Genomic DNA, 22,202 nt, shown 5'->3' on the forward strand with positions numbered 1-22,202 from the left:
TTATCCGCCAAGGTAGCGAAAATTAAGCTGTCTAATCATTAAGATTAGTCAATTCAAATAAGGGCCCGAGCAGTCCTGTAAAGGTAGCGATAATTTCTATCTGCTGGCTTAATAAATATGCTAGTTATTTGAAAATTTAATAGCCATAAAAATTGGTATTTAAGTAATAATTTTGCAGCTCTTGCGTGGTCCCAAATTTGGGTTGCATAGCTGCATTTTTAGAAATATGTTTATCAAAAATTTCTTTAGTAAGGTAGACTAGCTTAAGCTGATGGGTATCTGAAATAGGAACGATGATTTCTGTAGGACAATAAGAAATCATTTCGTCTTTAGTACTAGGGCTTGTCTTAAGTTTGCTCCAAAATCCATGGCCTGTGTCTTCCCACTCAATTACTTTTCCTTGATTCTTTATTTGTGGGCGTATTGCCAAGGGGTTAATGCCACCTTGTTCGCTTTCCAAAACATAATAAACAGCTGAGTAAGTTGGTACACTCATTTCCACATCTCCATATTAAAGCTATCATTTATGATAATAAAGTCATTTATATTTCTGTTAGGTTGCTCGATTAATCCTTTAATGTGCCATTCATTTTCTTTTTTTTCAACAATATTATCGTGAATAAGTCTGCTAATAATGTTTTCTTTAGCTTCTTCAGTTTGCACAACAATTTTTTTTATGAAATGGGGAGCTATGTAATCTCTAATCATCACTTCATTACTTCTTCCAGGATGATCATCGAGACTAGAGGACTCCATATTAAAAGTTAAATCTTTTAAGCTGACTCGTCTAGCAGTGCGTGAGCCGAAGGCATCATGCCGATGACCGTAAGAATTGGCAGGATTTACAGCTTTTAAATCTATTAACAGTTGAATATGTCCAGCTTTAGCAAACTCTTCTACCTTATAATTCAACATTTTTTTGGTCACTAGTCGAGTAAAGACAGATTCTGCTCCTCCTGATTGGTAGTCTTGCGGCACACTTGATCCTTGAATGAAATTTCCAGCGCTATATCTTAATTGGCTAGAAAGCAAACCTACTTTAAGGATAAGAGATAAGGTTCTTTCAGGGTGCGGACCTGTTAATCCTAGCATAAGGCCTAGAGCCCCTTCTTGGCGCATTTTATCAGACATATTAAAAGAAAGTACTTTTTTACCAGGGAGGGTTTCCACCCAACAGTATTTTTTATTATCTATGTATTCCTTTATATAGGGGTTCATCTCAGGCTTTTGCTTGATAATCACGGTTTTTAAGGCGTCTAAAGATAAATTAAAGTATCCTGGCTGCTTATTTAATATCTTAGCATCATCTGGGAAAAATGCATTAAAAAGCTGATTAAAAACTAGCCTTTCCTTATCTATGTTGCGACTAGGAACTAAAGCGGGAGGACAGCCTACTATACTTAAAAGCATGTGGACTTTATTAACTACTTCTTGAGGCAGAGTATCACCTTTTAGATCAATATTGACCTCTACAATGACTTCTATTTGATCTGCTAAGGTTTTGATCTTATGAGAATGAGGGATGATAATTTGCCCTAAGTTTTTAAAATCAATGATAATGGTTGGAGCTTCCGGCAGCTCATATGCTTCAGTGGGCACAAACTTTCCATTGATTTGTTTTTCATAGCGGTATCCTCTTTCCTCAAGTTGTGGAGAAAGATCGATTAAAGAAGTTAAACTTTTTTTCCATAGGTTTTCTTGTTGAATGATAACTTCCAACCATTGTTGTAGGTGTTCGCAGGCTTGACCGTTCAGTTTAATTTCCCAGCAAAATTTTTTTTCGTTATCATAAGTTTTAATAAAGGAGCGAATGGCTTGATCCTTGATCGCCCAGGTGCCTACATCGTTTAATACGATGCCATTTAATGTATCCACGGACATTTTTATTATCTTTTCAATTTCGGATAAATTCTCTGGCGAGAAAGGAATCGCTTGCTGGGCAGCTTCGGCTAATAGTTCAAAGCCCCTTTCAACATTACCAGCAAGCAGGTTACTTCTGGCAGCTTGATGATAAAGCAGCTGAGAGGTAGTGATAATATAAGACTCATCTATAGATGTGGGAAGGCTAGCTAAATGCTTTGCTTGATTGATCATTTCTTTAATCACTTCATCTTTAGAGAGCTTGCCTAATTCTTCGAAATTTTCTATTGTTAAAAGATTGTTGGCAGAAACATAGAGAAGGTAATTTTTTTCTTTCGAGGAAGCGAGGAATGTTTCTGCGTCATTAATACTTTCCTTTTCTTCTTTTTCTTTACCTTTTACTTTTTTTCTTTCCTCTATCTTTACAGGAGTTAATGGAAGAGATTTTTCAGAAAAAGGAGGGAAAACAGTAATGCTTTCAGGAGTAGAAATAGTAGTATGAATAGGCTGCCCTTCTTGCACTTTCTCAAATAACTTTTTTAATTTTTCAACTTGTCTAGGTCTTTCAAAATGCGTGCCTTTATCATGTGTAGGTAAAATTTCTGATGAAAAAAGCTTGTCTTCAGGATTGTGAGTTTTAATGGAAAGCTGAGTAGCTCGTGTGCTATTCGCTCTCTGTCTTTCTTCAAGAGTGCTTAAAGGCAAGGTGCTATTTGCCAAACTTTCCTTGGCTTGTTCACTTATCTTTGCCTGTTCTAAATTATGCTTTTGGCTTGAACTTAGATTGTGATTTTCTTCAGGTTGCGTCGCTGATTTTTTCCAAAAATTTAGTAAGCTATTGTAATCGTTACTCATCATTATCCTAAATAGAAAATTTCTTAATTACAAATTATATATTATATATGGTTTATTTAATAGCTTTAATTTAATTAAACATTGATTTAAAATTAAACTATGTTTTATTTAAATTTTTATTTTGAATAAGTTAAAGAGTTGCTAGCTTGAGATATTTTAATTGAAGTATAGCTATTATGCTTTGCTTAATGAAAAAGACTAAGTATCGTGGATTCTAAGCGATTAAAGGAAGTTACGTAAGCGGCCACGGGAGGGATCATTACTTAAGGCGTCAATGCCTAAGGGCTTACTATAAATCAAAAAGGGCAATAAATAGAAAAACAGTTGCCTGAGAGCATTCTTGACATTGCAGATGCCCGCAGAATCGCACCTAAAGCTGGGTATACCCCGTGACCGCTTACGAAGTTACACCTTTTAAAGAAACTACGTCTGTATAACCCAAAAAGAAATTAGCGTTTTTCCAGACCGATTCTATCCCTAAAAACTAGCTTTTTATTAAGTATATGATTACATAAAGAGCTGCTCAAAAGCGTATGATGTGTAACCGAATAAATGCTAGAGAATGTGTAGTAAGATCTTTTTTCTTCTCCTGCTATCTCTCTATTTATCATTTTTCAGCATTTATAGATGTTTTCCAGGGCTTTTGATAAGGGAAAAAAGTTAGGGGAAAAAAACTTAAAGTAAGTAAAATTTATTTATACTAAAAGGGGGGATCTACTTATTTATTTAAGTCAGTTCAAAAATTTTATCTACCTACCAGGTAGATAAAACTTCTTAAACTATTTTCGAAAGACGTGAATCTTAAGTTTTCTTGCATTTATGCCAATTGGCTTAATTTTGCGGTAACTTCCTCTAAGCTTTTCTTGGCTTGTACCAACTGTTCTGTATGTTTTTGTATCAAGGCGGCAGGAGCTTTGGCTACAAAATCATGATTAGCTAATTGTATATTAATTTTATCAATGACAGAGTTTAAGCGCTCTTTTTCTTTCAATAGGCGAGCTTTTTCCTGCTTCATGAGCTCTTCGGGTATAGGAATAATGATCTTAAGACTTTGATAAAAGGTAGAGGAAGAAAGTCCAAATTCTTTTTCCACATGGTGGAGTTGAAATTCATTAATTTTTATCAGTGCTTTAATAATGCTTATATTTTCTTTTATTAACCTAAGAAGCTTATTATCTTCTTTTCCCACGATGTGCACATTGGTAACTGCATTAAGAGGTAGCTTCATTTCACCCCGCAAGTTACGAATGAGGTAAACGATATTTTCGATAACATTAAAAGCATGATCGATTTCAGCATGGCAATCTAGCTTATGAGTCACTTGGGGATAAGGGGCCACAATACAGGCTGGGCTCTGTAATGCCTCTATAGCTTCTTGCGTATAAAGATCCACGTCGGTATGCCTTGGGCTAGCCCCTAGCAAACGCTTGAGTTGCTGAAAGAGCTCTTCACTGATAAAAGGTGCCATAGGGTGGATAAGACGCATTGACTGACAAAGCACAATAGCTAACAGCTTTTGTTTGTTTTTTCGGTCTTCGCTTGTTCCTTGTTTGCCAAAAAGTATGGGTTTAGCAATCTCCAGATAATAAGAACAAAATTCTTTCCAGAAAAAATCGTATGCTTCCAAGGCAGCTTGATCAAATTGATAATGAGCTAATTTAGTATTAACTTTATGGACCACGCGATTAAGTACAGAAAGAATCCAGCGATCTTCTAGAGCAAGAATATTTTCATTAAGTCCTCGAGCAAACTCTTCGGGGCTTAAAGCATGCTCTCCCTGAAGATTCATAAAAATAAAGCGGGCTCCATTCCAAATTTTATTAGCAAAATTACGAAATTCTTCAAAACGTCGTCGATCTAAATCGATCTCTCGCGCTTGATTAGCACTAGCACATAAAGCCATGCGCATCGCATCCGTGCCATACTCATCGATAATTTCTAAAGGATCAATGACGTTGCCTTTAGTTTTGGACATTTTTTCCCAATTTGATTGAACATCGGGAGGGATCGGCTTGCCTAGATCATATTCTAAGCGTTCTTTATCGGTAAGATAGGAGATTCCTCCTTCTGCTGTCTTTCTCCAATAAGATTTGCCGTAAATCAAGCCATGTAGATAAATATCAGGAAAAGGAACTTGCTCCATAGCCTGCTCACCCATAAAAATCATACGGGCTACCCAAAAGAATAAAATATCATGGCCGGTAATTAACACGGAATTAGGATAAAACTTTTTAAGTACGGCGTTCTGTTCTGGCCATCCTAATGCTGCAAAGGGCCAAAGGCCTGATGAAAACCAGGTATCCAACACATCTTCTTCCTGTACCCAATCTTCAGGATTTTTTGCAATCTCCGGAGGCAGGCCTTCTCCTTCATAACAGATAATCTTCTCAGGGTTTTTACGATGGTACCATACCGGGATGCGGTGTCCCCACCATAGCTGTCGGCTAATGCACCAATCACGTAAGTTATCTATCCAATGGAGATAGGTGTTTTCCCAATTTTTAGGAATAAAATGAATGCGCTCTTCGGTCAAAGCAGCCCGTAATTTTTTAGCAAAGCCCTCCATCTTGATAAACCATTGCTTAGACATGTAGGGCTGAATGATGGCTTTAGAACGGTAGGAGACTCCTACGCGGTGAAGATGAGGAACCACCTGTTTCAAAAGGCCTTGCTGTTGCATCTCTTCTATTACCGCTTGGCGCGCTTCTTCCATCGATAATCCTGCATACTTTCCGCCTTTTTCGTTAATTCTGCCATCGGGTGTCATGATATTAATAAAAGGAAGATGGTGTGACAAACCTATTTGATAGTCGATAGGATCGTGGGCAGGTGTAATTTTGACCACTCCCGTTCCAAAGTCAGGATCTACAAGATGATCGGCAATGAGGGGAATATGCTGTTTAGTTAAAGGGTGATAAACAGTTTTACCTATCCATTGTGCATAGCGTGGATCTTTAGGGGATACGGCAAGAGCTGTATCTCCCAACATAGTTTCAGGGCGGGTAGTGGCAAAGCTTACAAAACCAGAAGCGTCGCTTAAAGGATACTGGAAAAACCATAGAAAAGATTGCTTTTCTTCATATTCTACCTCGTCATCAGCCAGAGCGGTTTGGGTCACAGGATCCCAATTCACCAGATAATCTCCACGATAGATTAACCCCATCTCATAGAGTTTTTTAAACATCGTTTTGACGGCGCGGTTATTTCCTTCATCGAGGGTAAAGCGTTGGCGTGTCCAATCACAAGAACAGCCCATCTTTTTTAACTGGTTGGTTATACGGCTTTCATTTTCTTCTTTCCATTTCCACACATGTTGTAAAAATTCTTCTCGGGAAAAATCTTTGCGTTTTTTACCAGTAGTTTTAATTAGATGGCGTTCCACTACTGTTTGAGTAGAAATACCTGCATGGTCAGTTCCTGGAACCCACAGAGTTTCAAATCCAGACATGCGTTTCCAGCGAATAAGAACATCTTGTAAAGTATTAGTAAGTGCATGCCCCATATGAAGCTGACCCGTCACGTTAGGGGGGGGGATAACAATACAAAAAGGCTTTTTGGGAGAATTTGGATTGGCGTTAAAATACCCTTTGCTTTCCCAAAAACTAAACCACTTGGTGTCAACCTGCTTGGCCTCATAAGCTTTAGGTAGTTCGGTAGACTCAACAGGTAAGGGGCTCATCATAAACTCTCAATTTTATAAAAGAGCATGATTATAGCTAAGCCGCTATTTTTTAATAGATGCATTTTATAAGATTTTTAAGGAAGACAGCTTGTTTTTATTTTAATCTAAGCAACTAGGCAATGTAAGTGATTAAAAAACAATTGCTAAAACTCTTAAAATTATTTTTTGTAAATCATGGGAGAAATTAAAGATCTCTTTCACAGGGTTTGCTTAGCAACTCGGGCACTAGAGGCTTAAGAATGGGCTATCGCAAAAAAATTAGAAAACAATGAATTTTTTAATAATACGCTTTATAAAAACTTCGTCTGCATACCCAATCCTCCGAAAGATGTCCCTCTGCTTAACAAAAGGGATTTTATAAATTACGTGATTGCGTAAGGAATAGACTAAAAGCGTATAAATAGAATGTTACAAAAAAGGTAGAAAGATAGGTAGATAAGATAATGAAAAGCGCTTAAACAATTAAGCTCTCTAGAATTTTTATGCGCGCGTGATGTTATAATTATTTATAAGTATTGAATCCATGAACTATAAATTGATGATTGTCATTGTGGTAAGCTCGTTTAGCTTAATTTATCCCTATCTTCTTTTGAGAATGATTATACGCTTTCAAGCTACTTCTTATGTAATCCCATACTTTATAAAATGGCTCTCATTAAATAGAGAGGTAATTTTTAAAGGTTAGGTATCTAGTATCTAGACTTAATTTTTTTCAAAACGTATTATTAAAAAATTAGGATGTACCTCCAACTAGCCTAAAGTTTTTTAGCGACAGATGAAAAAGAGGCTAGCTTTAGATTTTAGCATAAACATATTGCTGGGCTTCAAGGCGAGAGTAATGAGCATGTTTTTCTTCGTCGCCAATACAATGGAAAAAAAAGGAAGCCTGTGAATAGAGCTGGCGCTTTTCCCAAGTGAAAGCTTTATTTAACCAGGCAGGACTTTCATCGATTTTAAAAGCTATCATATGGCTAAATAGAGTCCACGAACGAGGAAAAGGCACCTCTAATACTTCTGAAAAGTGTAGGTAAGCTCTCTCCTTGCCTTTAGTCATGTATAGCCATATGCCGTAGAATAGGTGGAGAGGATGCCATTCCTGATTGATAATTTCAAAAGGATATTGTTGCAGCAATTCACCCGCTTTTTCCCAATTTTTTTCAGCCAGATGAGCGAAAATCAGGGCACAATTAAGCCCAATTGAAGCTTCGGGAGCTAAGGTAAAGGAGTGCATTTTTTTTACGGCTTCGAAAATAAAAGGGTAGTTGTGCTTCTTAATGGCAAACCTGATAAGATGGGTTAAAGCTCGAAGCTCGTTTCTTTCAAGAGAACGCTTAGGTAATAGTTTAATTAGGTGATCCAAACATTTTTCGATAGGCTGTTGGTAAACTTTTATAGCGATTGTAAGAAGCTCTGTTTCATGTAAAAGCGCTTGAGAAGAAGGGGTTTTTTTATTTAGCTCGTTCAATTTAACTTTGGCAAGGGCATAGCTGCCAAGCTCGATAAGCGCATAAATAGCGTTAGTGCATAAGGTTAAGGGAATAGGCTCAAGCTTAATAAGATCATCGAGGATTTCACTTAAGGCATAAGGCTTTGCTGTCCAAAAGGCAAGATGGATAGCAAAGTCAAAATTTTTCAATTTCTCAGAATTGGCCATCTCTATTTCATTTAACATAAAATGTAAGGGCTCCCAATGCCTTTGCAGGCTATGAAATAGCTTTCTAACATTGTTTTGTGAGATGATAGAAGGAAGGTAGCGTAAAACAAATAATATAAATTGATAGGTAGCTTTACGATTATGCCTGGAACTTTCAAGCATGCGATAAAGGATTTGCTCTTCAAGCACAGGAAGAAGAGGATGTTGAGGGTAGCGACGATACGCTAGCTCAAAACATTTGATTTCTTCATCAGGATCATCTAATGCTTGATAAACGAGAGCTTTACCTAGATATTCTAGGGGGGCACCAGGAGTAGAATGCAGTTTCCAGAATTCCTCTAAAGAGTCTTCATAAAGTTGCTGTTTCTTTTCTGGGCTATGATTGTTGCGAGCTTGCTCAAGAAGGGTTATCCCAGCTCTAAACATAGCTTCTCTACCTTCAGCCGTTCCCGGAAAGGAGTAGCCGATACGTCGATATTCACTTAAAGCTGTAGTATAATCTTTATGAGCAAGAAAGGCATCAGGAACAGCCAGGCAATTCACCCGGATATTAAGGCTTCCTACTGAAATACTAAGAGGAGAAATTTCATAATCAGCGTCGCGCGATAGTAGTCCTAGGTGAGTGCCCGCTAAGGGTAAATGACTAATATATGAAAATTGATGAATGTTATTTAAATAAAAGTGAATATTTTGATCGATTTTTTCAATGCGTATATGGTACCACTCCTCTCCTTGTAAAAAAATATCCGGATGATGCATCACCTCTACTGCCGAGCGCAGCAGCTTTGTGGAACGATGAGATTGAGAACCTAACCATAAACAATAGCCATCATTTAGATGCGTGCGCTCAGCAATTTCTGGGATACTAAGAAGAAAGCCAATGCCGTGGCATTTTTTTCCTAATTTAACCTGGGCTTCAATTTTAGTATTTTCTGCGAAAGAATCCTTAGAAATCATCAAGCTGACCCAATCAGAAATTTCCGTCCCACGCGTAATGGCAGTATATTCAGCAATTAAAACATTTTCTTGGAATTCCCAGTCGTTTTTATTGCTTACTTGTAATTCTGTTATCTGAAACCATTCTGAGCGGCCTTCGAGGTAGGTTTCTAGATCGTGAATCACATCATCAACCGTTGAATAACGTTGGTCTAATGCTACAGCTAGGCACTTTAAAGCAATTCTAGAGAGGATGCGTGGTACATCACGATAAGGAGCTACTTCCATGGGATCATATAGCTTTTCTTGAGTCATATTTTTTCTAAAGTCTTTTAAAGAACCTCTTTTGAAAGGATGCCTTAAGGTTAGCATCTGGTATAGGATCACTCCCAGTGAGTAGATATCTGTCTGAAAAGTGGCTGGCTGACCTAAAGCCCTTTCGGGTGCCATATAAGCAATCGTTCCAACAACTTTTCCAAGACGCGTAATATGATAGAAAGAACCCTGCTTAAGATCTTTGGAAGGCTCTTGATAAATTTCCTCTTCTGCACTTTCTGCTCTTAAAAGATGAGCTAACCCCCAATCAAGGATCACGGTTTCGCCATATTTTCCTACAATGACATTTTCAAGTTTAAGGTCTCTATGTAAAATACCTTTGGAGTGAGCATAAGCCACTGCTTGGCAGAGGCTAAGGAAAATGCGCATCAATGAGGGTATCGAACTAGTTTGCCCTGATTTTAAACCTAACTTATCTTGTTTCCTAGCATTCTTTAGAACTTGTTTTAAGGTCTCTCCTTCCACAAAAGGCATGGTGTAGTAAGCCTGGTTTTTTTCTGCATAAATAGAATAAATAGGAATAATAGCAGGATGAGTCAGCTGGCTTGTAATGTGGGCTTCTTTTAAAAAGCGATGATGAACTTGAGGATGTTGAAGTAGATCTTCACGAATGCGTTTAAGGGCTAGGCGGCGTCCACAGGAGGTATCATAGGCTAAAAAAACTTCTCCCATCCCTCCTTTACCAATGCTTTCAAGAATTTTGTAATTACCGAGAGAAAATTGAACTTGCTTTTCTTCAGGCAGCTGGTTAGAAACAAAAGAAGTGGCTGCTTCTGCTACCATTGGAGCAGCTTCCTCGTGAGGCAGCTCTTTAGGAGGTAGAGATTTAGCTTGAGACTTTTTATGAAGAGGCGTTGAGCAGTAAGGGCAAAATTTTGGCCGCCCTTTCTCTGCATGATTTTCAAGAGAAAATTGATGATGGCAATATGAACAGTAAAATTCCACAATATTTTTTAAAGCCTTAAGTATAAGAAAATTTATCTTTTAAAATTTTTTAGAGTTGCTTAAAAGCCCCTTTGGCGAAAAGTAGGGTGCCTATGGGCTTTTATCAGCCCTAGTAATAGTCGCATAATTGATATAAGCTTCATCAGCTAACATAGTTGTTAAACAAAGCTTAAGTAAAGTGAAGTCTGTTGCTAAGCATTTTTGATGCTAGAACCTTTTGCTTCTAAATAGGCTTTTAGATAATTATCCGCTAGCTTCAAGGAACCAAAGCACCTATTCTATTTTTTTTATTAAGCTCTTGCGCGCCTGCTGCCACCTACACCTTATATTTCTTTGCTTCTAATTAATAATAAGTGCCTGTAGGTAATCTAGCCAGCATAGATATTATGCCTTAGATGATTGTAAAAGGACTTTCCTTACTCCTCCTTGTGCTCATTAGCATTTCTTGGGCGTTCATCTAAAATTTCATTTTCTACGCTTTCATCTGCATAAAAATATTCTCGGAATATTAGATAAGTGCCTCCGATAACAAATAAAATAGGAATAATGACAGACCAATTTATTTTGATAAAGGAGACTAAAAACAAGCCTAGTAGGATAATAGTTGAGACAATTGTATCGTAAACTCTTCCTGTTAAATATTGCCTTAATAGAACGGCTATCCAGAGGACTAGGAGAATACCTGGCCACCAATCATGAGTGTATAATAAGATGCCAAGTCCTACAAGAAAAGCTCCATTTGAGATTGCATCTGCTTTCTTTTTGGAAACGAGAGGTTTTGCCATGCTGTCCTTAGTTGTTATAGTAGAGCTGAATTTATTTCTCTTAATCTAAGGGGAGAAATATTTTCTATCAATAAAAAATTGAGGGATCACCTTTGCCAAAAAAATTTATATTTTTTAAGCTTTTTCCTTAAAACGTAGAGTCGCACCTTTCCTGGTTAAATAGTTGATTAACCATTTTCAATTGAAGCGCTTACTCACCTGTCGAAGGGGAGGAGAGCTTTACTATAGAGGCCTGGGAAGAATTTAAATGCCACACGACTTTATCTCCTACAGTGACTCCCTGTTTTTTGAACCATTCTTTATTCATCTCTAAAACATAGTAAGTTCCCTTAGGTAGCGCCTTACTTTTTTGCAAAAAGAATAAATATATTTTATCATCCGCAGGATATTTCCACATCTCGTTTAATTTATTTACAGGTCGATGAGGATCCATCTTTTCAGGATAAGATTTTAGCTCGGCTATCTCTAAGATGCTACCTTTCTTATCTAAAAATGCTGCTGAAAGATCTATTAAAGTATTGAACATCCAAAGATTTCCTTTAGGAAAGTAAAACAACATTCCTTGATTCTCTGGTAAATGGGAGCGTTGCATCAAGCCCCAGGCGCGCTCTTCCTCTGTAAAAGCTATTTCTACTTCGATAGGAATTGTTCCAGCATGTAAAGGTAAAACTGTATACATTAAAAGCAAAAATAAAAGATAAGCTGGATGCATATTCAAGCTAAATTTTTAAAATATTAGAAAGCTAATTTATAACCTTAAATTAATAGGAAAGTCTAAAGCCAAACGAGCAGAGATCTAAGGCATAATTTTTCAAAGTAAATTTTTTAAATATTTTCCAGTAATAGAGGTCGGGTTTTGAGCAATTTCTTCGGGAGTACCGGTAGCTACAATTTCTCCTCCTCTTTCTCCGGCTTCTGGTCCTAAATCAACGATAAAGTCTCCATTTTTAATGACCTCTATATTATGTTCTATGATGATCATCGTGTTGCCTTTATCTACTAACTTGTGTAAAACTATCAATAATTTTTTAATGTCATCGCTATGTAACCCTGTCGTAGGTTCATCTAATAGATAAAGAGTTTTACCTGTCGAGCGTTTGGTAAGCTCACGACTTAACTTAAGACGTTGCGCTTCTCCACCCGATAAACTTACGGTTTCTTGGCCTAATTTCAAATAGCCCAAACCTACCGCAATTAATGTATCTAAAACTTTAGCAATACGGGGATGATTTTCGAATACCTGGCGTGCTTCGTTAATGGTTAAGCTTAGATATTGGCCAAAATTTTTTCCTTTATAAGTAATTTCTAAGCTAACAGGATTTAAGCGTTGGCCCTGACACTCTTCACATACTACGCGTACAGGGGGTAAAAAATGCATTTCGATACGTTTATAGCCCATACCCCAACAATGGGTGCACATGCCGCGTCGATGATTATAGCTAAAGTGCTTGCCTTGTAATCCTTTGGCTTTGGCAGCAGGAAGGGAGGAAAAAAAATCACGTAAGCGCGCCAGTAAATCGACGTAAGTTCCTACATCTGAGCGCACTGTATGGCCTAAAGGATTTTGATCAATAGTAATCACTTTATCAAAATTTTCAATGCCTTCCACTTTTGCTATATCGGCAGCAATTTCATAAGAATTATAAAGGCCTTTTTGGACTGCTGGTTGAATAACTTGGTGCATTAACGTAGATTTACCTGAACCCGAAACCCCTGTTAAAATGGTAAGAGCCTGGATAGGAATATCTAATTGGATAGATTTTAAATTGTTGGCTTTAGCCTCCCTGATTTGTAGCATGCCATTTTTAAGAGAGCGTCTTTTTGTAAGCATGGGAATAGTGAGCTTGCCGGATAAATACTTACCCGTCAGTGAGCGTGAATTTTTTATGATCTGTTTAAAAGTTCCTTGTGCCGTAATATGGCCGCCTAAGGCTCCTGCCTGAGGGCCAAAATCGAGAATATAATCAGCTTTTGCAATCGTTAAAGGATCATGTTCGACCATTAGTAAAGTATTACCAAGTTCCTTAAGCTGTTCGAGGGCTAGATTTAAGCGTTCATTGTCCCTTGGATGTAAGCCGATGGTAGGCTCATCTAAAACATACAATACTCCTGTTAGCCCGCTTCCTAATTGGCGCGCCAGGCGAATACGCTGTGCCTCGCCGCCACTTAAAGTAGGAGCCGGCCGATCTAAGGCTATATAGCCTAGACCTACTGCAGCTAGAAAGCGTAATCTATTGAGAAGTTGAAGGTGAACTTCTTCCAAAATTTTATTATCCTGTTGATTAATGACAAGTTTTTCAATGAAATTAAGAGAGTTATCCACAGGCAGACTACATAATTTGCTAATAGATAGGCCTTGAATAGTCACATGGCGGGCCAAAGCGTTGAGTCTATCTCCTTGGCATGAAATGCATTTATGCTCTTCCAAAAGAGGCGTAATAAGTTCGCGTAGTTGAGATTGTGCACTGCGCCCCGCCTTTGCTAATACATGGTTGATTCCTATCCAGCGAAATTTTAAACCGTTTGTAGCGGTGTACCACTTATCTTCCGGAGAGCCATTTAAAATCAGGTGGAGCTGTTTAGTAGGTAGCATATAAAGAGGAGCAAGCAGATCAATACCCTCTGCTTCCAAAAATGCTGCTACCCAAGCAAAGGCAGCAGCGTTATAAAGATCTTGCCATAGATAATACATCAGGCCGGCCACAGATTGCTCCATAATCTCTGGCTTTTGTATTAAATTAGCACCATATTGATATCCTAAACCTAAGCACTCCGGGCACATTCCCTCAGCATTGTTGAAAGCAAAGGTATGAGGAGTAATTTCTGGATAAGATTTTCCTGTGCTTTCTACGGCAAATGCTAAATTGAAAAAAACATCTTTTTGGTTTTCGCGAAGAATAACAATTTTGCCACCACTTATATGGGTAGCTGTCTCTACTGCTTCTGCTAAGCGGTTTTTAATCGTAGGATTGATCTTTAAGCGGTCGATAACCAATAATAACTCATTTTTGCGTTTACGATCGAAAGCTAAGCTAAGGCCTTCTTGGTCTAGATCAAAAAATTCACCATTTAGGCGCACGCGTAGGAAACCTTGCCGTTGAAGGCGAGAGATAACTTCTTCAAATCGTTCATTTTTTTTCCCTTCAATAGGAGCTAAAACTTGGATCTTTTCTCCTAAAGGATAGTTCATCACACGATCTACTACATGATCTTTGCTGATCGCTTTAATCACCTCACCTGTTTCGGGGCAGTGAGGCGTTCCCATGCGGGCATAAAGGATACGCAGATAGTCATACAACTCGGTCATAGTACCAATTGTGCTGCGAGGATTACCTGCGTGTGCTTTTTGCTCAATAGCAATAGCGGGTGAAAGTCCTCCTACATAACCTACCTTAGGCTTAGGCATTTGCTTAACAAATTGGCGTGCGTAAGGTGAAAGGGAATCGATATAGCGTCTTTGTCCTTCGGCATAGATAGTGTCAAAGGCTAAAGAGGTTTTTCCTGACCCCGAAGGGCCGGTACATATAGTGATTTTTTCACGCGGAATACTCAATGAAATGCTTTTAAGATTATTTTGCTCCGCATCCGTTACAGTAATTTCTTTGATAAAATGTTTTTGACGTTCTTTATAGTGGATAAGATTATGCTTAGAGGCTTGCACAGCTTGGGTGAGACGTTCGGCTATATCATGATGCAAGATCTCTTGGAGAGCACGGCCTGTAGGGCTCTCTAAACGAGCGATTTGCTCAGGTGTGCCTACAGCAAAGATTTTTCCTCCTTGAATTCCTCCTTCAGGGCCTATGTCAATAATCCAATCTGCCGTTTTGACAATATCCATATTATGCTCAATGACTAAGACAGTATGACCACGGTCTACAAGTTCTTGCAGCACTGTCAATAAATGCTTAATATCATGAAAATGAAGGCCGGTTGTAGGCTCATCAAAAATATAGAAAGTGTGTCCTGCGGTAGGCCTGGCAAGCTCTTTAGCTAATTTGATACGTTGCGCTTCTCCACCTGATAAAGTCGTGGATGACTGGCCTAGCTTAATATATTCCATTCCCACTTTTTGCAGTGTTTGTAGTTTATGGTAGATGGAAGGAATATTAGCAAAAAATTCTAATGCTTCGATGACCTCCATCTCTAGCACATCATAAATACTTTTACCCTTGTAAAGAACTGAAAGGGTTTCTTGATCAAAACGCCTTTTTTTACAAAGCGGGCAATCTATCCAAGCATCTTCCATGAAATCCATATCAATTTTCACCATGCCCATGCCCCCACATTGAGGGCAAGAGCCTTCTTTGACATTAAAGCTAAATCTTCCCGGCTTATATCCACGTGCTTGGCTTTCAGGTAATTGGGTGAATAAATCGCGAATATCATCGAAAAGTTTGATATAAGTAGCGGGGTTGGAACGAGGGTTGCGCCCAATAGGCGATTGATCAATAGCAATTACTTTGTCAATTTTATCTATTCCTACGATTTCTTTATGGCGGCCTACAGGATATTCGCTTTCATGGAGTGCATTCGATAGGGCAGGATAGAGAATATCGGTGATAAGTGAAGATTTTCCAGAGCCGGAGACGCCCGTTACAGCAATGAAAATTCCTAAAGGTATTTTAGCATCTACATTTTTTAAATTGTGATGAGTAGCTCCTTTTATCAAGAGATGGTCTTTTTTTATCTTTCGACGCTTTTTAGGAATGGTAATGGCTAATCTTCCCGATAGGTAGCGTCCTGTAAGAGATTTTTCGCTTTCTAGCAAGCCTTTAACATCACCTTTGTAGACGATTTCACCTCCTCGTGTACCTGGCCCAGGCCCAAAGTCTACAATATGATCAGCTTCCCAAATGGTTTCCTCGTCATGCTCTACCACGATGACGGTATTACCCATATCGCGGAGACGTTTAAGCGTAGCTATCAACTTTTTATTATCACGGGGATGCAAGCCAATTGAAGGCTCATCTAAAACGTAAGTAATACCTACTAATCCGCAGCCAATTTGAGAGGCTAGACGTACGCGTTGAGCCTCTCCTCCCGAAAGCGTAGGCGCTGTTCTGTCCAAATTTAAATAATGTAAACCCACTTCAATCAAAAATTGTAAACGCTCACGAATCTCCTTGATTAACTCAGCAGCTATTAGCTCATCCTGAGCAGACAGGGGAAGATTGCTAAAAAATTCGTAGCACTCAGCAATAGTCATAGCTGCTAATTGGCTAATACGCTTGCCATTGAGTAGGGTCGCAGCAGGATAGGGTTTTAAGCGTTCACCATTGCAAGCAGGACACCTTTGCGTATGCATAAGCTTGAGCATTTTGCTGCGATAGGAATCGCTTTTAGCTTCAGCAAAGCGGGTATGCGCTTCATGCAAGACGCCTTTCCATTGAACATTATCTACCCACTTTGCCCCAGTAATAGGATGAACAAAATGCATTCTGGTCCACTTCTTTTCCACCCCGTAAAGAAAAACTTTCTTAGCTTTTTCAGACAGCTTTTTCCAAGGAGTATGGACGCTAAAGCTATGCATATTCGCTAGATTGTTATAGATGTTACCATAACGTACTGTTTGGTAAGAGCTTGCAATGCTACAACAATCTTGAGCGATACTAAGGTTTGGATCCATAATTTGTTCTAAGTCAAATTCATTGACAATACCTAATCCATTGCAGCTTGAGCAAGCTCCTGAGGGGCTGTTAAAAGAAAAATCGTGCGGCTCTAAGGAGGAATAAGAGAGCCCTGATTTAGGGGAATAAGCATGCGTAGAAAAAAGCTTTTCCTCGTCTGTTTGTACATCCAATATACTGCAGACTCCATTTCCTAAATCTAAGGCTGCAGTAATAGCCTCAGCAATGCGCGAATTGTTTTCAATGTTTATGACAAGACGGTCAATGACTACGTCGATATCATGAGAAACGCTACCATCTAAACCCCATTCATGCTGTAAAGTAACAATTTTTCCATCCACCCGTGCTTTTGTAAACCCTTTGCGCATGAGGTCTTGAAAATCTTCTTTAAACTCAGCTTTTTTAGCTTTAGCATAAGGGGCTAGGACAATGAGCTTAGTATTGGAAGGAAGGCTTTGGATAGATTTGATAATTCTTTCCCTGCTCTGAGGGGCTACAGGTTCTCCAATGACTGGGCAATGGGGGACACCCACGCGAGCATACAATACTCTTAGATAATCGTATATTTCTGTCATCGTTCCCACTGTTGAACGTGGGTTACGGCCTGCGGTTTTCTGCTCTATAGAGATAGTAGGAGAAATTCCCGAGGCATGCTCAAGGTCAGGTTTGGCCATTTCGCCTAATTGGCGTCTTGCAAAGGTAGAAAGGGATTCTACATAGCGTCTTTGCCCTTCCATATAGATGGTATCAAAGGCAAGAGAAGATTTTCCTGATCCAGAAACTCCGCTAAAAACTATTAATTCATTGGTATTAAGCTGTAAATCCACGGCTTTAAGATTATGAACTTTGACTTTTTTTAAAATGATGTGCTTATGATCCATGCTTACTACCCCAAATTAACTAAAAATACTATACATTGAATAGGGATTTTGGGGTAGATTCGTTTAGATTTATCCAGTAGGACAGCCTTTCGGCAAGCAATCCTTATCTTAAGTTTTTTTAGCTAAAGCTTAGCGGCCGTTAGGCCGTAGACTGTAGTTATCTTCATGTAGGTACGGGTTTTAGTTTGAACCTGTGCATTAATAATCTCCATGTAAACACTCTTATTTTTAGCTAAAAAGTAGCTTTAGCCAGAAGTACAAGTAAAACTTTTGCTTGTGCCTAACATATTTTTGGGTGATTTATTTAATAAGATAAGATTGTTATAAGAGAATTTTTAAAAAAATATTTAAGTCGTGTTTTACACTAAAAAAATTGTTGTATGGGATAAGCTTGCTCCTTTCTTTATTAATTTTTTCTGCAATTTTTTTAATAAATATAAATTTAAAGGGCTTTTCCAGCTCATCTGTGCTAAAGCTAAATTATAAGATAAATAAGATTGAATCTCTATCGTATCATCAATAATCAATACACCTCCTATATCTTGTTCTAGATGGTGCACTTGCTTTTTAACATACTGCCATAGTTCTTTCAATCCTCTTAGATTGTGGTTAAGAAAACGGGTGATTTTCTCGTGGCTAATCTGGCCATCTAAAAGATTAGATAGCCCAGTGGCTGTTGCTTGTTGGTTTTGGCTGATAAGATAATCTGTATAAATCTCATGAAGATCAAGTTTCATTTTTTTCTCCTCTTTTCAAAAAAAAATATACCCTCAGAATAATTTTTTCAACTCATCAGCGCGTAAGGTGAGGTATGATGCTAGCTTTGCTGATCGATCAAGTGCAACAGCGCTGCTGCAGTATGTTTTTAGCTGCCCTCAAAAAAGCTGGTTCAAGAAGTAGCTTATGGATGCTAATATGGGCTTTTTTTGTCTCTTACTTTATCGATACCTGGGAAGATCTTTACCACTCAATTGCCTATGGATTTAAAGGAGCAAGGCTTACTCCGAATACTTCTTAACAAAAAAGCTTGAAAGTGCCTTTTGAACCCTTGCGTGTAGAAATTCTTAACTTTAAACTAAATATTAACTTCGGCAAAGAAAGCTTAAAACTTAAGGTATCCTTTTGCTTTTAGATAAGTAAACCTTAAGATTAGCTGTAAATAAAGTTAAAATTTTTATTTGCGGGAATTGCTGAAATTTTTATGATAATATTTAAAAAAGATTCTTTAAATAATGTTCCCAATTGAGAAAAACCATACTATTGCCAGGAGAAAAAAATGATTAATGATTTTGATAGCATGATCTCTTCTTCATTAATAGCGTATATTAATGAACTGATGCCTGAAGTAGCCACCTTAAAAAAAATATCTAATGAAAAATTATATGAGGAGCTAGCTTTCAAAGCTCTTATGGATTATTTAGGAGACCCTCAACAGCAGAACAGCCCTACGCAATTTCAATTAGCGCCTCATCAATTAGGCGAAAATCCTCCAGGGGAAGCTTTAAAATATTTTAGGAAAGTAACGTGCTTAGAAATAAACTCAACGACCCAACATATTAGAGATAATTTTATAAAGCTTTATCCAAGCGTGGCTCGCACTCTCATAAACGAAAAAATAGTGCAGAGTGTACAAAAAGAAAAGTTAAAGCCAGACCCTTATGCGCAAATCTTACAGAAATTAAAGCAAAGTGTAGTAGGTCAAGACCAGGCGGCTACTCTACTAGCTACTGCATTAAAAAAACAAAAAGAAGGAAATCATGTATTCATATTTGTTGGACCAACGGGGGTAGGAAAAACAGCTCTTGCAAAGGCAGCAGCTGAGTATAAAAGAAAATATATTTTTTTTCCTATGAATCAGTATCAAAGTGAATATACTGTTTCTAATTTTTTTGGATCAGGCGCAGGTATTTTAGGCTCGGATGATAAGCCTTTTTTTGCAAAAGAATTAGATAAATGCAAGCCGACACTTTTAAGCAGTGATGAATCTACCGAGCAATATGAAGTGGAAAACATACTAATATTGTTAGATGAATTTGAAAAGGCTCATTCTAAAGTTAAACAATCCCTCCTTACGATCTTTGATGTAGGCATGTATAAGGGGCAGTATACTAAACGCATTAATGATAGGGAGAACAAAAATGTAAGCATTATTTACTCTCTTAAGAACTGCATCATTATTAACACTTCTAATTTATATCAAGATTGCATTCTGCGCGCTTTCCAACAAAAAATGAACATTGAAAAAATTTGTGAATTATTTAGAAAGCAAAATCAGCTTTATCCTGAAGGAAATAGCTATTCCCCCGAGCTATTAAGTAGAATGGATGTCATTCCTTTTGGCCCTATTCCATCAGGAAATTGCTATCATCAAATACTTAAAAATAATTTAAATTTTTATTTTGAAGAATTGAAAAAAGAATTTTCATTTAAGGAGATTATTGTTGAAAATGAAGCCAAAGTTTTATTAGCGCTAGAAAAAAAATTTTATGGAAATGGCACTAATATTAGAAAGCTTGCTCAACATTTTGCAAAATTTACTGTTTTTATTGAGCAACAAAAAGGAGAATGGGGAGACTTAACCCAAGTAAAACTAACACTTTATCCGGAAGAAGAAAAACTACTACTTAGAGCAGATATGTTTATTGAGTTTTTTAGCACCTATAATGACATGAATAAATCCATTCAGTTAATTTAAATTAAAAAAGGAAAATTATGAATATAACTACCCACCTTTCAGGAATGTCCCATAGTGAATTGGTTAGTTTGGCTACACAGCTAGCACGAGAAAAGGAAAAAATAGAGCAAGAAAACAGAAAATTAGAAGAGGAAAATGCAAAGCTAAAAAGAGCTAAAGTATGTAATCTTTTAGGAGGAGACGATCTCAGTTCAATTTCAAATTCTCATTTAAGCGCTCTTGTAATTGCTAGGCTTCCCGAGTTTACATATGAGGGAGTGTCTGTTACCCGAGTAGGTTACACATTTTATGGTGATAATAAAGCAAGTCAAGCAAGAAAAATTGAACTAATTCGTACTAATACTAGCATTATATCTCACTCACTGTCAGCTTTTTTTAGCTCCTTATTCAAAAGCAATTCAGTTTACAGAAAAGTTTTAGACCATACTAGTATTCAGCAATATTTGTTGGCATCGGATGAATTAGCTACTGATGCAATAACTGAAAAAAAATGCCAGCATGAAATACAAACTGCCTACATTCAATATAAAACTATCTATATAATAGTACCCGAAAATCTTGAGAAGGACGCAGAAATTCATATAGATACCGGCTCAAAATTAGTTCAAGTGGGAATAGATAGCGGTAAAGTCATGCGTCAATTTTTTATAAGCAAAGATTAAAAAGTAGTAACTATTCAGGTCTAAGTAAGCTTTAACAATCAGCTGCTTATGAAAATTAAGTTTTTGACTTTATCTATCCCTATCCTCTAAGAATAGGTGACAAAGCGGTACACTCTAGTGGTCAAAAGTAAGGAGTTCATAAGCAGCTGATTGTTAAAGCTTACTTAGACCTGAATAGTTACAAAAAGTACAAGCAAGGTAGAATAAAATGAACATAAATTTATCAAGCGATTATAATTTAAATACTATTAGTCCTTCATCAAGTCAAAGCAATTTTGAATCTCAAAGTGCTAAAGCAATAGACAATCGAGAGTTAATACAAACAGCCCACACGCAAGCAATACAAACTTTTGAGGAAATATCAATTCTTTTTAAGCAATTTTATTATCTGGCTACCCAGGTACGTGGTGACTTGTCAAGTGAGCACTATGGGGCGCTAGTAAAATTAGCCGAAGAAGCTTTAATTAAAGCTAAAGACTTAGTGGAGGCACACCAGGATAAACATATAATTGAGGAAATGGAAAAACAATTTGAGGACCTTTGTACAAACATGCCTTTAGGTAAAAGTGTATTGCTACAAAAAGACGTAGATAAGATAAACAGTTTAGGAATGGTTTCAATTAATGAAACTTACAAATACAAAGAAAATGAATATTATGAACCTCATATTTCTTTATTGGCAATAGCTAACTATTTCGAAGATTTTAAGAAGGGGAATGGTTATTCTTCTATAGCTGTATCAATGAAAAGAGACATTTACTATCATATGTGCAAAGGAAAAATGTTTACCTTGATTGGGTTTAGAAAGACAGCTTCTTCCATGTCTACGTGGTCATCAAAACTTTCAACAGTTTTTAAGATGTCTGAAGAAGAGAAAATAATTAACCAAATGAATCAATTAAGAAAATCAATTAAGAAAAATATTAGCCGTTGGGGATATGAAGGCTTTACACTCTTTCATATGGATAAAATTAAACATGTGTTGGATGTATCCGACAAAGATGAATGGGGTGCTAGCATCTTTCTTTTCCATCGAAAAGTTGGAAATGAAAATTTAGCAATGTATGAAGAAGATATTTTTTTGTGATAGTCTTACTTTAAAAAAAGATTGACACAAATACACACGAATAAACAAAACAAACTTTATCCTTCACTTAATTAATTTAAAAGTAAATGAAGAGAATTTAATCTTTAAAGCCTTTTATGTTGCATTTTTTATAACTAATTTTTTATATTTATTTAAATAAACGGATGTATGCACACCAAGAATACGAGGAAATCCTT

Annotated in this window: 12 protein-coding genes; 4 read left to right on the forward strand and 8 right to left on the reverse strand. The window is 37.3% G+C overall.

Translation table 11 applies throughout. The features are described from left to right. Positions 1–136: 136 nt before the first annotated feature. The 8 genes from NEOC84_RS05320 to NEOC84_RS05355 all read right to left on the reverse strand — a co-directional run bounded on the left by NEOC84_RS05320 (position 137) and on the right by NEOC84_RS05355 (position 18,298). The gene (locus tag NEOC84_RS05320) at positions 137–496 is read right to left on the reverse strand and encodes a hypothetical protein (protein ID WP_166156270.1); all 360 of its coding nucleotides are present in this window, start codon (positions 494–496) and stop codon (positions 137–139) included. After that, positions 493–2,718, reverse strand: a complete 2,226-nt coding sequence (locus NEOC84_RS05325) for a hypothetical protein (protein ID WP_166156273.1) — start codon at positions 2,716–2,718, stop codon at positions 493–495. The genes NEOC84_RS05320 and NEOC84_RS05325 overlap by 4 nt, the downstream gene beginning before the upstream one ends. Positions 2,719–3,532: 814 nt before the next feature. After that, positions 3,533–6,394: a valine--tRNA ligase gene (locus NEOC84_RS05330; protein WP_207391808.1), complete on the reverse strand. Its 2,862-nt coding sequence runs from the start codon at positions 6,392–6,394 to the stop codon at positions 3,533–3,535. A 796-nt stretch (positions 6,395–7,190) separates the two neighbouring features. Further along, on the reverse strand, positions 7,191–10,268 hold the full coding sequence (gene pknD, locus NEOC84_RS05335; RefSeq protein WP_166156279.1) for a serine/threonine-protein kinase PknD: 3,078 nt from the start codon (positions 10,266–10,268) through the stop codon (positions 7,191–7,193). 416 nt (positions 10,269–10,684) lie between these two features. Further along, a complete protein-coding gene (locus NEOC84_RS05340; RefSeq protein WP_166156281.1) occupies positions 10,685–11,053 on the reverse strand; it encodes a hypothetical protein in 369 nt (122 codons plus the stop codon). A 190-nt stretch (positions 11,054–11,243) separates the two neighbouring features. Continuing rightward, complete coding sequence (locus NEOC84_RS05345; RefSeq protein WP_242678205.1) at positions 11,244–11,765, reverse strand: DUF192 domain-containing protein; 522 nt, start codon at positions 11,763–11,765, stop codon at positions 11,244–11,246. Positions 11,766–11,864: 99 nt separating this feature from the next. Further along, a complete protein-coding gene (uvrA, locus tag NEOC84_RS05350; RefSeq protein ID WP_166156286.1) occupies positions 11,865–17,561 on the reverse strand; it encodes an excinuclease ABC subunit UvrA in 5,697 nt (1,898 codons plus the stop codon). A 359-nt stretch (positions 17,562–17,920) separates the two neighbouring features. Continuing rightward, entirely contained in the window at positions 17,921–18,298 is a 378-nt protein-coding gene (locus NEOC84_RS05355; RefSeq protein ID WP_166156288.1) for a hypothetical protein, read from the reverse strand. 74 nt (positions 18,299–18,372) lie between these two features. Here NEOC84_RS05355 and NEOC84_RS05360 point away from each other — a divergent pair, with 74 nt between their 5' ends. From NEOC84_RS05360 to NEOC84_RS05375, 4 genes are all read left to right on the forward strand, one after another. Then, the gene (locus NEOC84_RS05360; RefSeq protein WP_166156290.1) at positions 18,373–18,579 is read left to right on the forward strand and encodes a hypothetical protein; all 207 of its coding nucleotides are present in this window, start codon (positions 18,373–18,375) and stop codon (positions 18,577–18,579) included. A 258-nt stretch (positions 18,580–18,837) separates the two neighbouring features. After that, a complete protein-coding gene (locus NEOC84_RS05365; RefSeq protein ID WP_166156292.1) occupies positions 18,838–20,256 on the forward strand; it encodes an AAA family ATPase in 1,419 nt (472 codons plus the stop codon). A gap of 17 nt (positions 20,257–20,273) precedes the next feature. Beyond that, positions 20,274–20,918 (forward strand): hypothetical protein, encoded by a 645-nt coding sequence (locus NEOC84_RS05370; RefSeq protein ID WP_166156294.1) that lies wholly within the window; start codon positions 20,274–20,276, stop codon positions 20,916–20,918. A gap of 208 nt (positions 20,919–21,126) precedes the next feature. Beyond that, complete coding sequence (locus tag NEOC84_RS05375) at positions 21,127–22,005, forward strand: hypothetical protein (RefSeq protein WP_166156296.1); 879 nt, start codon at positions 21,127–21,129, stop codon at positions 22,003–22,005. The last annotated feature ends 197 nt before the right edge of the window (positions 22,006–22,202 follow it).

This window comes from Neochlamydia sp. AcF84 (genome assembly GCF_011087585.1).
GTDB lineage: Bacteria > Chlamydiota > Chlamydiia > Chlamydiales > Parachlamydiaceae > Neochlamydia.

What these genes read in the sequence shown, in the direction of transcription:
- NEOC84_RS05320 (WP_166156270.1), bottom strand. Translation starts at nt 496, where the DNA reads ATGAGTGTACCAACTTACTCAGCTGTTTATTATGTTTTGGAAAGCGAA.
- NEOC84_RS05325 (WP_166156273.1), bottom strand. Translation starts at nt 2,718, where the DNA reads ATGATGAGTAACGATTACAATAGCTTACTAAATTTTTGGAAAAAATCA.
- NEOC84_RS05330 (WP_207391808.1), bottom strand. Translation starts at nt 6,394, where the DNA reads ATGAGCCCCTTACCTGTTGAGTCTACCGAACTACCTAAAGCTTATGAG.
- NEOC84_RS05340 (WP_166156281.1), bottom strand. Translation starts at nt 11,053, where the DNA reads ATGGCAAAACCTCTCGTTTCCAAAAAGAAAGCAGATGCAATCTCAAAT.
- NEOC84_RS05345 (WP_242678205.1), bottom strand. Translation starts at nt 11,765, where the DNA reads ATGCATCCAGCTTATCTTTTATTTTTGCTTTTAATGTATACAGTTTTA.
- uvrA (WP_166156286.1), bottom strand. Translation starts at nt 17,561, where the DNA reads ATGGATCATAAGCACATCATTTTAAAAAAAGTCAAAGTTCATAATCTT.
- NEOC84_RS05355 (WP_166156288.1), bottom strand. Translation starts at nt 18,298, where the DNA reads ATGAAACTTGATCTTCATGAGATTTATACAGATTATCTTATCAGCCAA.
- NEOC84_RS05360 (WP_166156290.1), top strand. Translation starts at nt 18,373, where the DNA reads ATGATGCTAGCTTTGCTGATCGATCAAGTGCAACAGCGCTGCTGCAGT.
- NEOC84_RS05365 (WP_166156292.1), top strand. Translation starts at nt 18,838, where the DNA reads ATGATTAATGATTTTGATAGCATGATCTCTTCTTCATTAATAGCGTAT.
- NEOC84_RS05370 (WP_166156294.1), top strand. Translation starts at nt 20,274, where the DNA reads ATGAATATAACTACCCACCTTTCAGGAATGTCCCATAGTGAATTGGTT.
- NEOC84_RS05375 (WP_166156296.1), top strand. Translation starts at nt 21,127, where the DNA reads ATGAACATAAATTTATCAAGCGATTATAATTTAAATACTATTAGTCCT.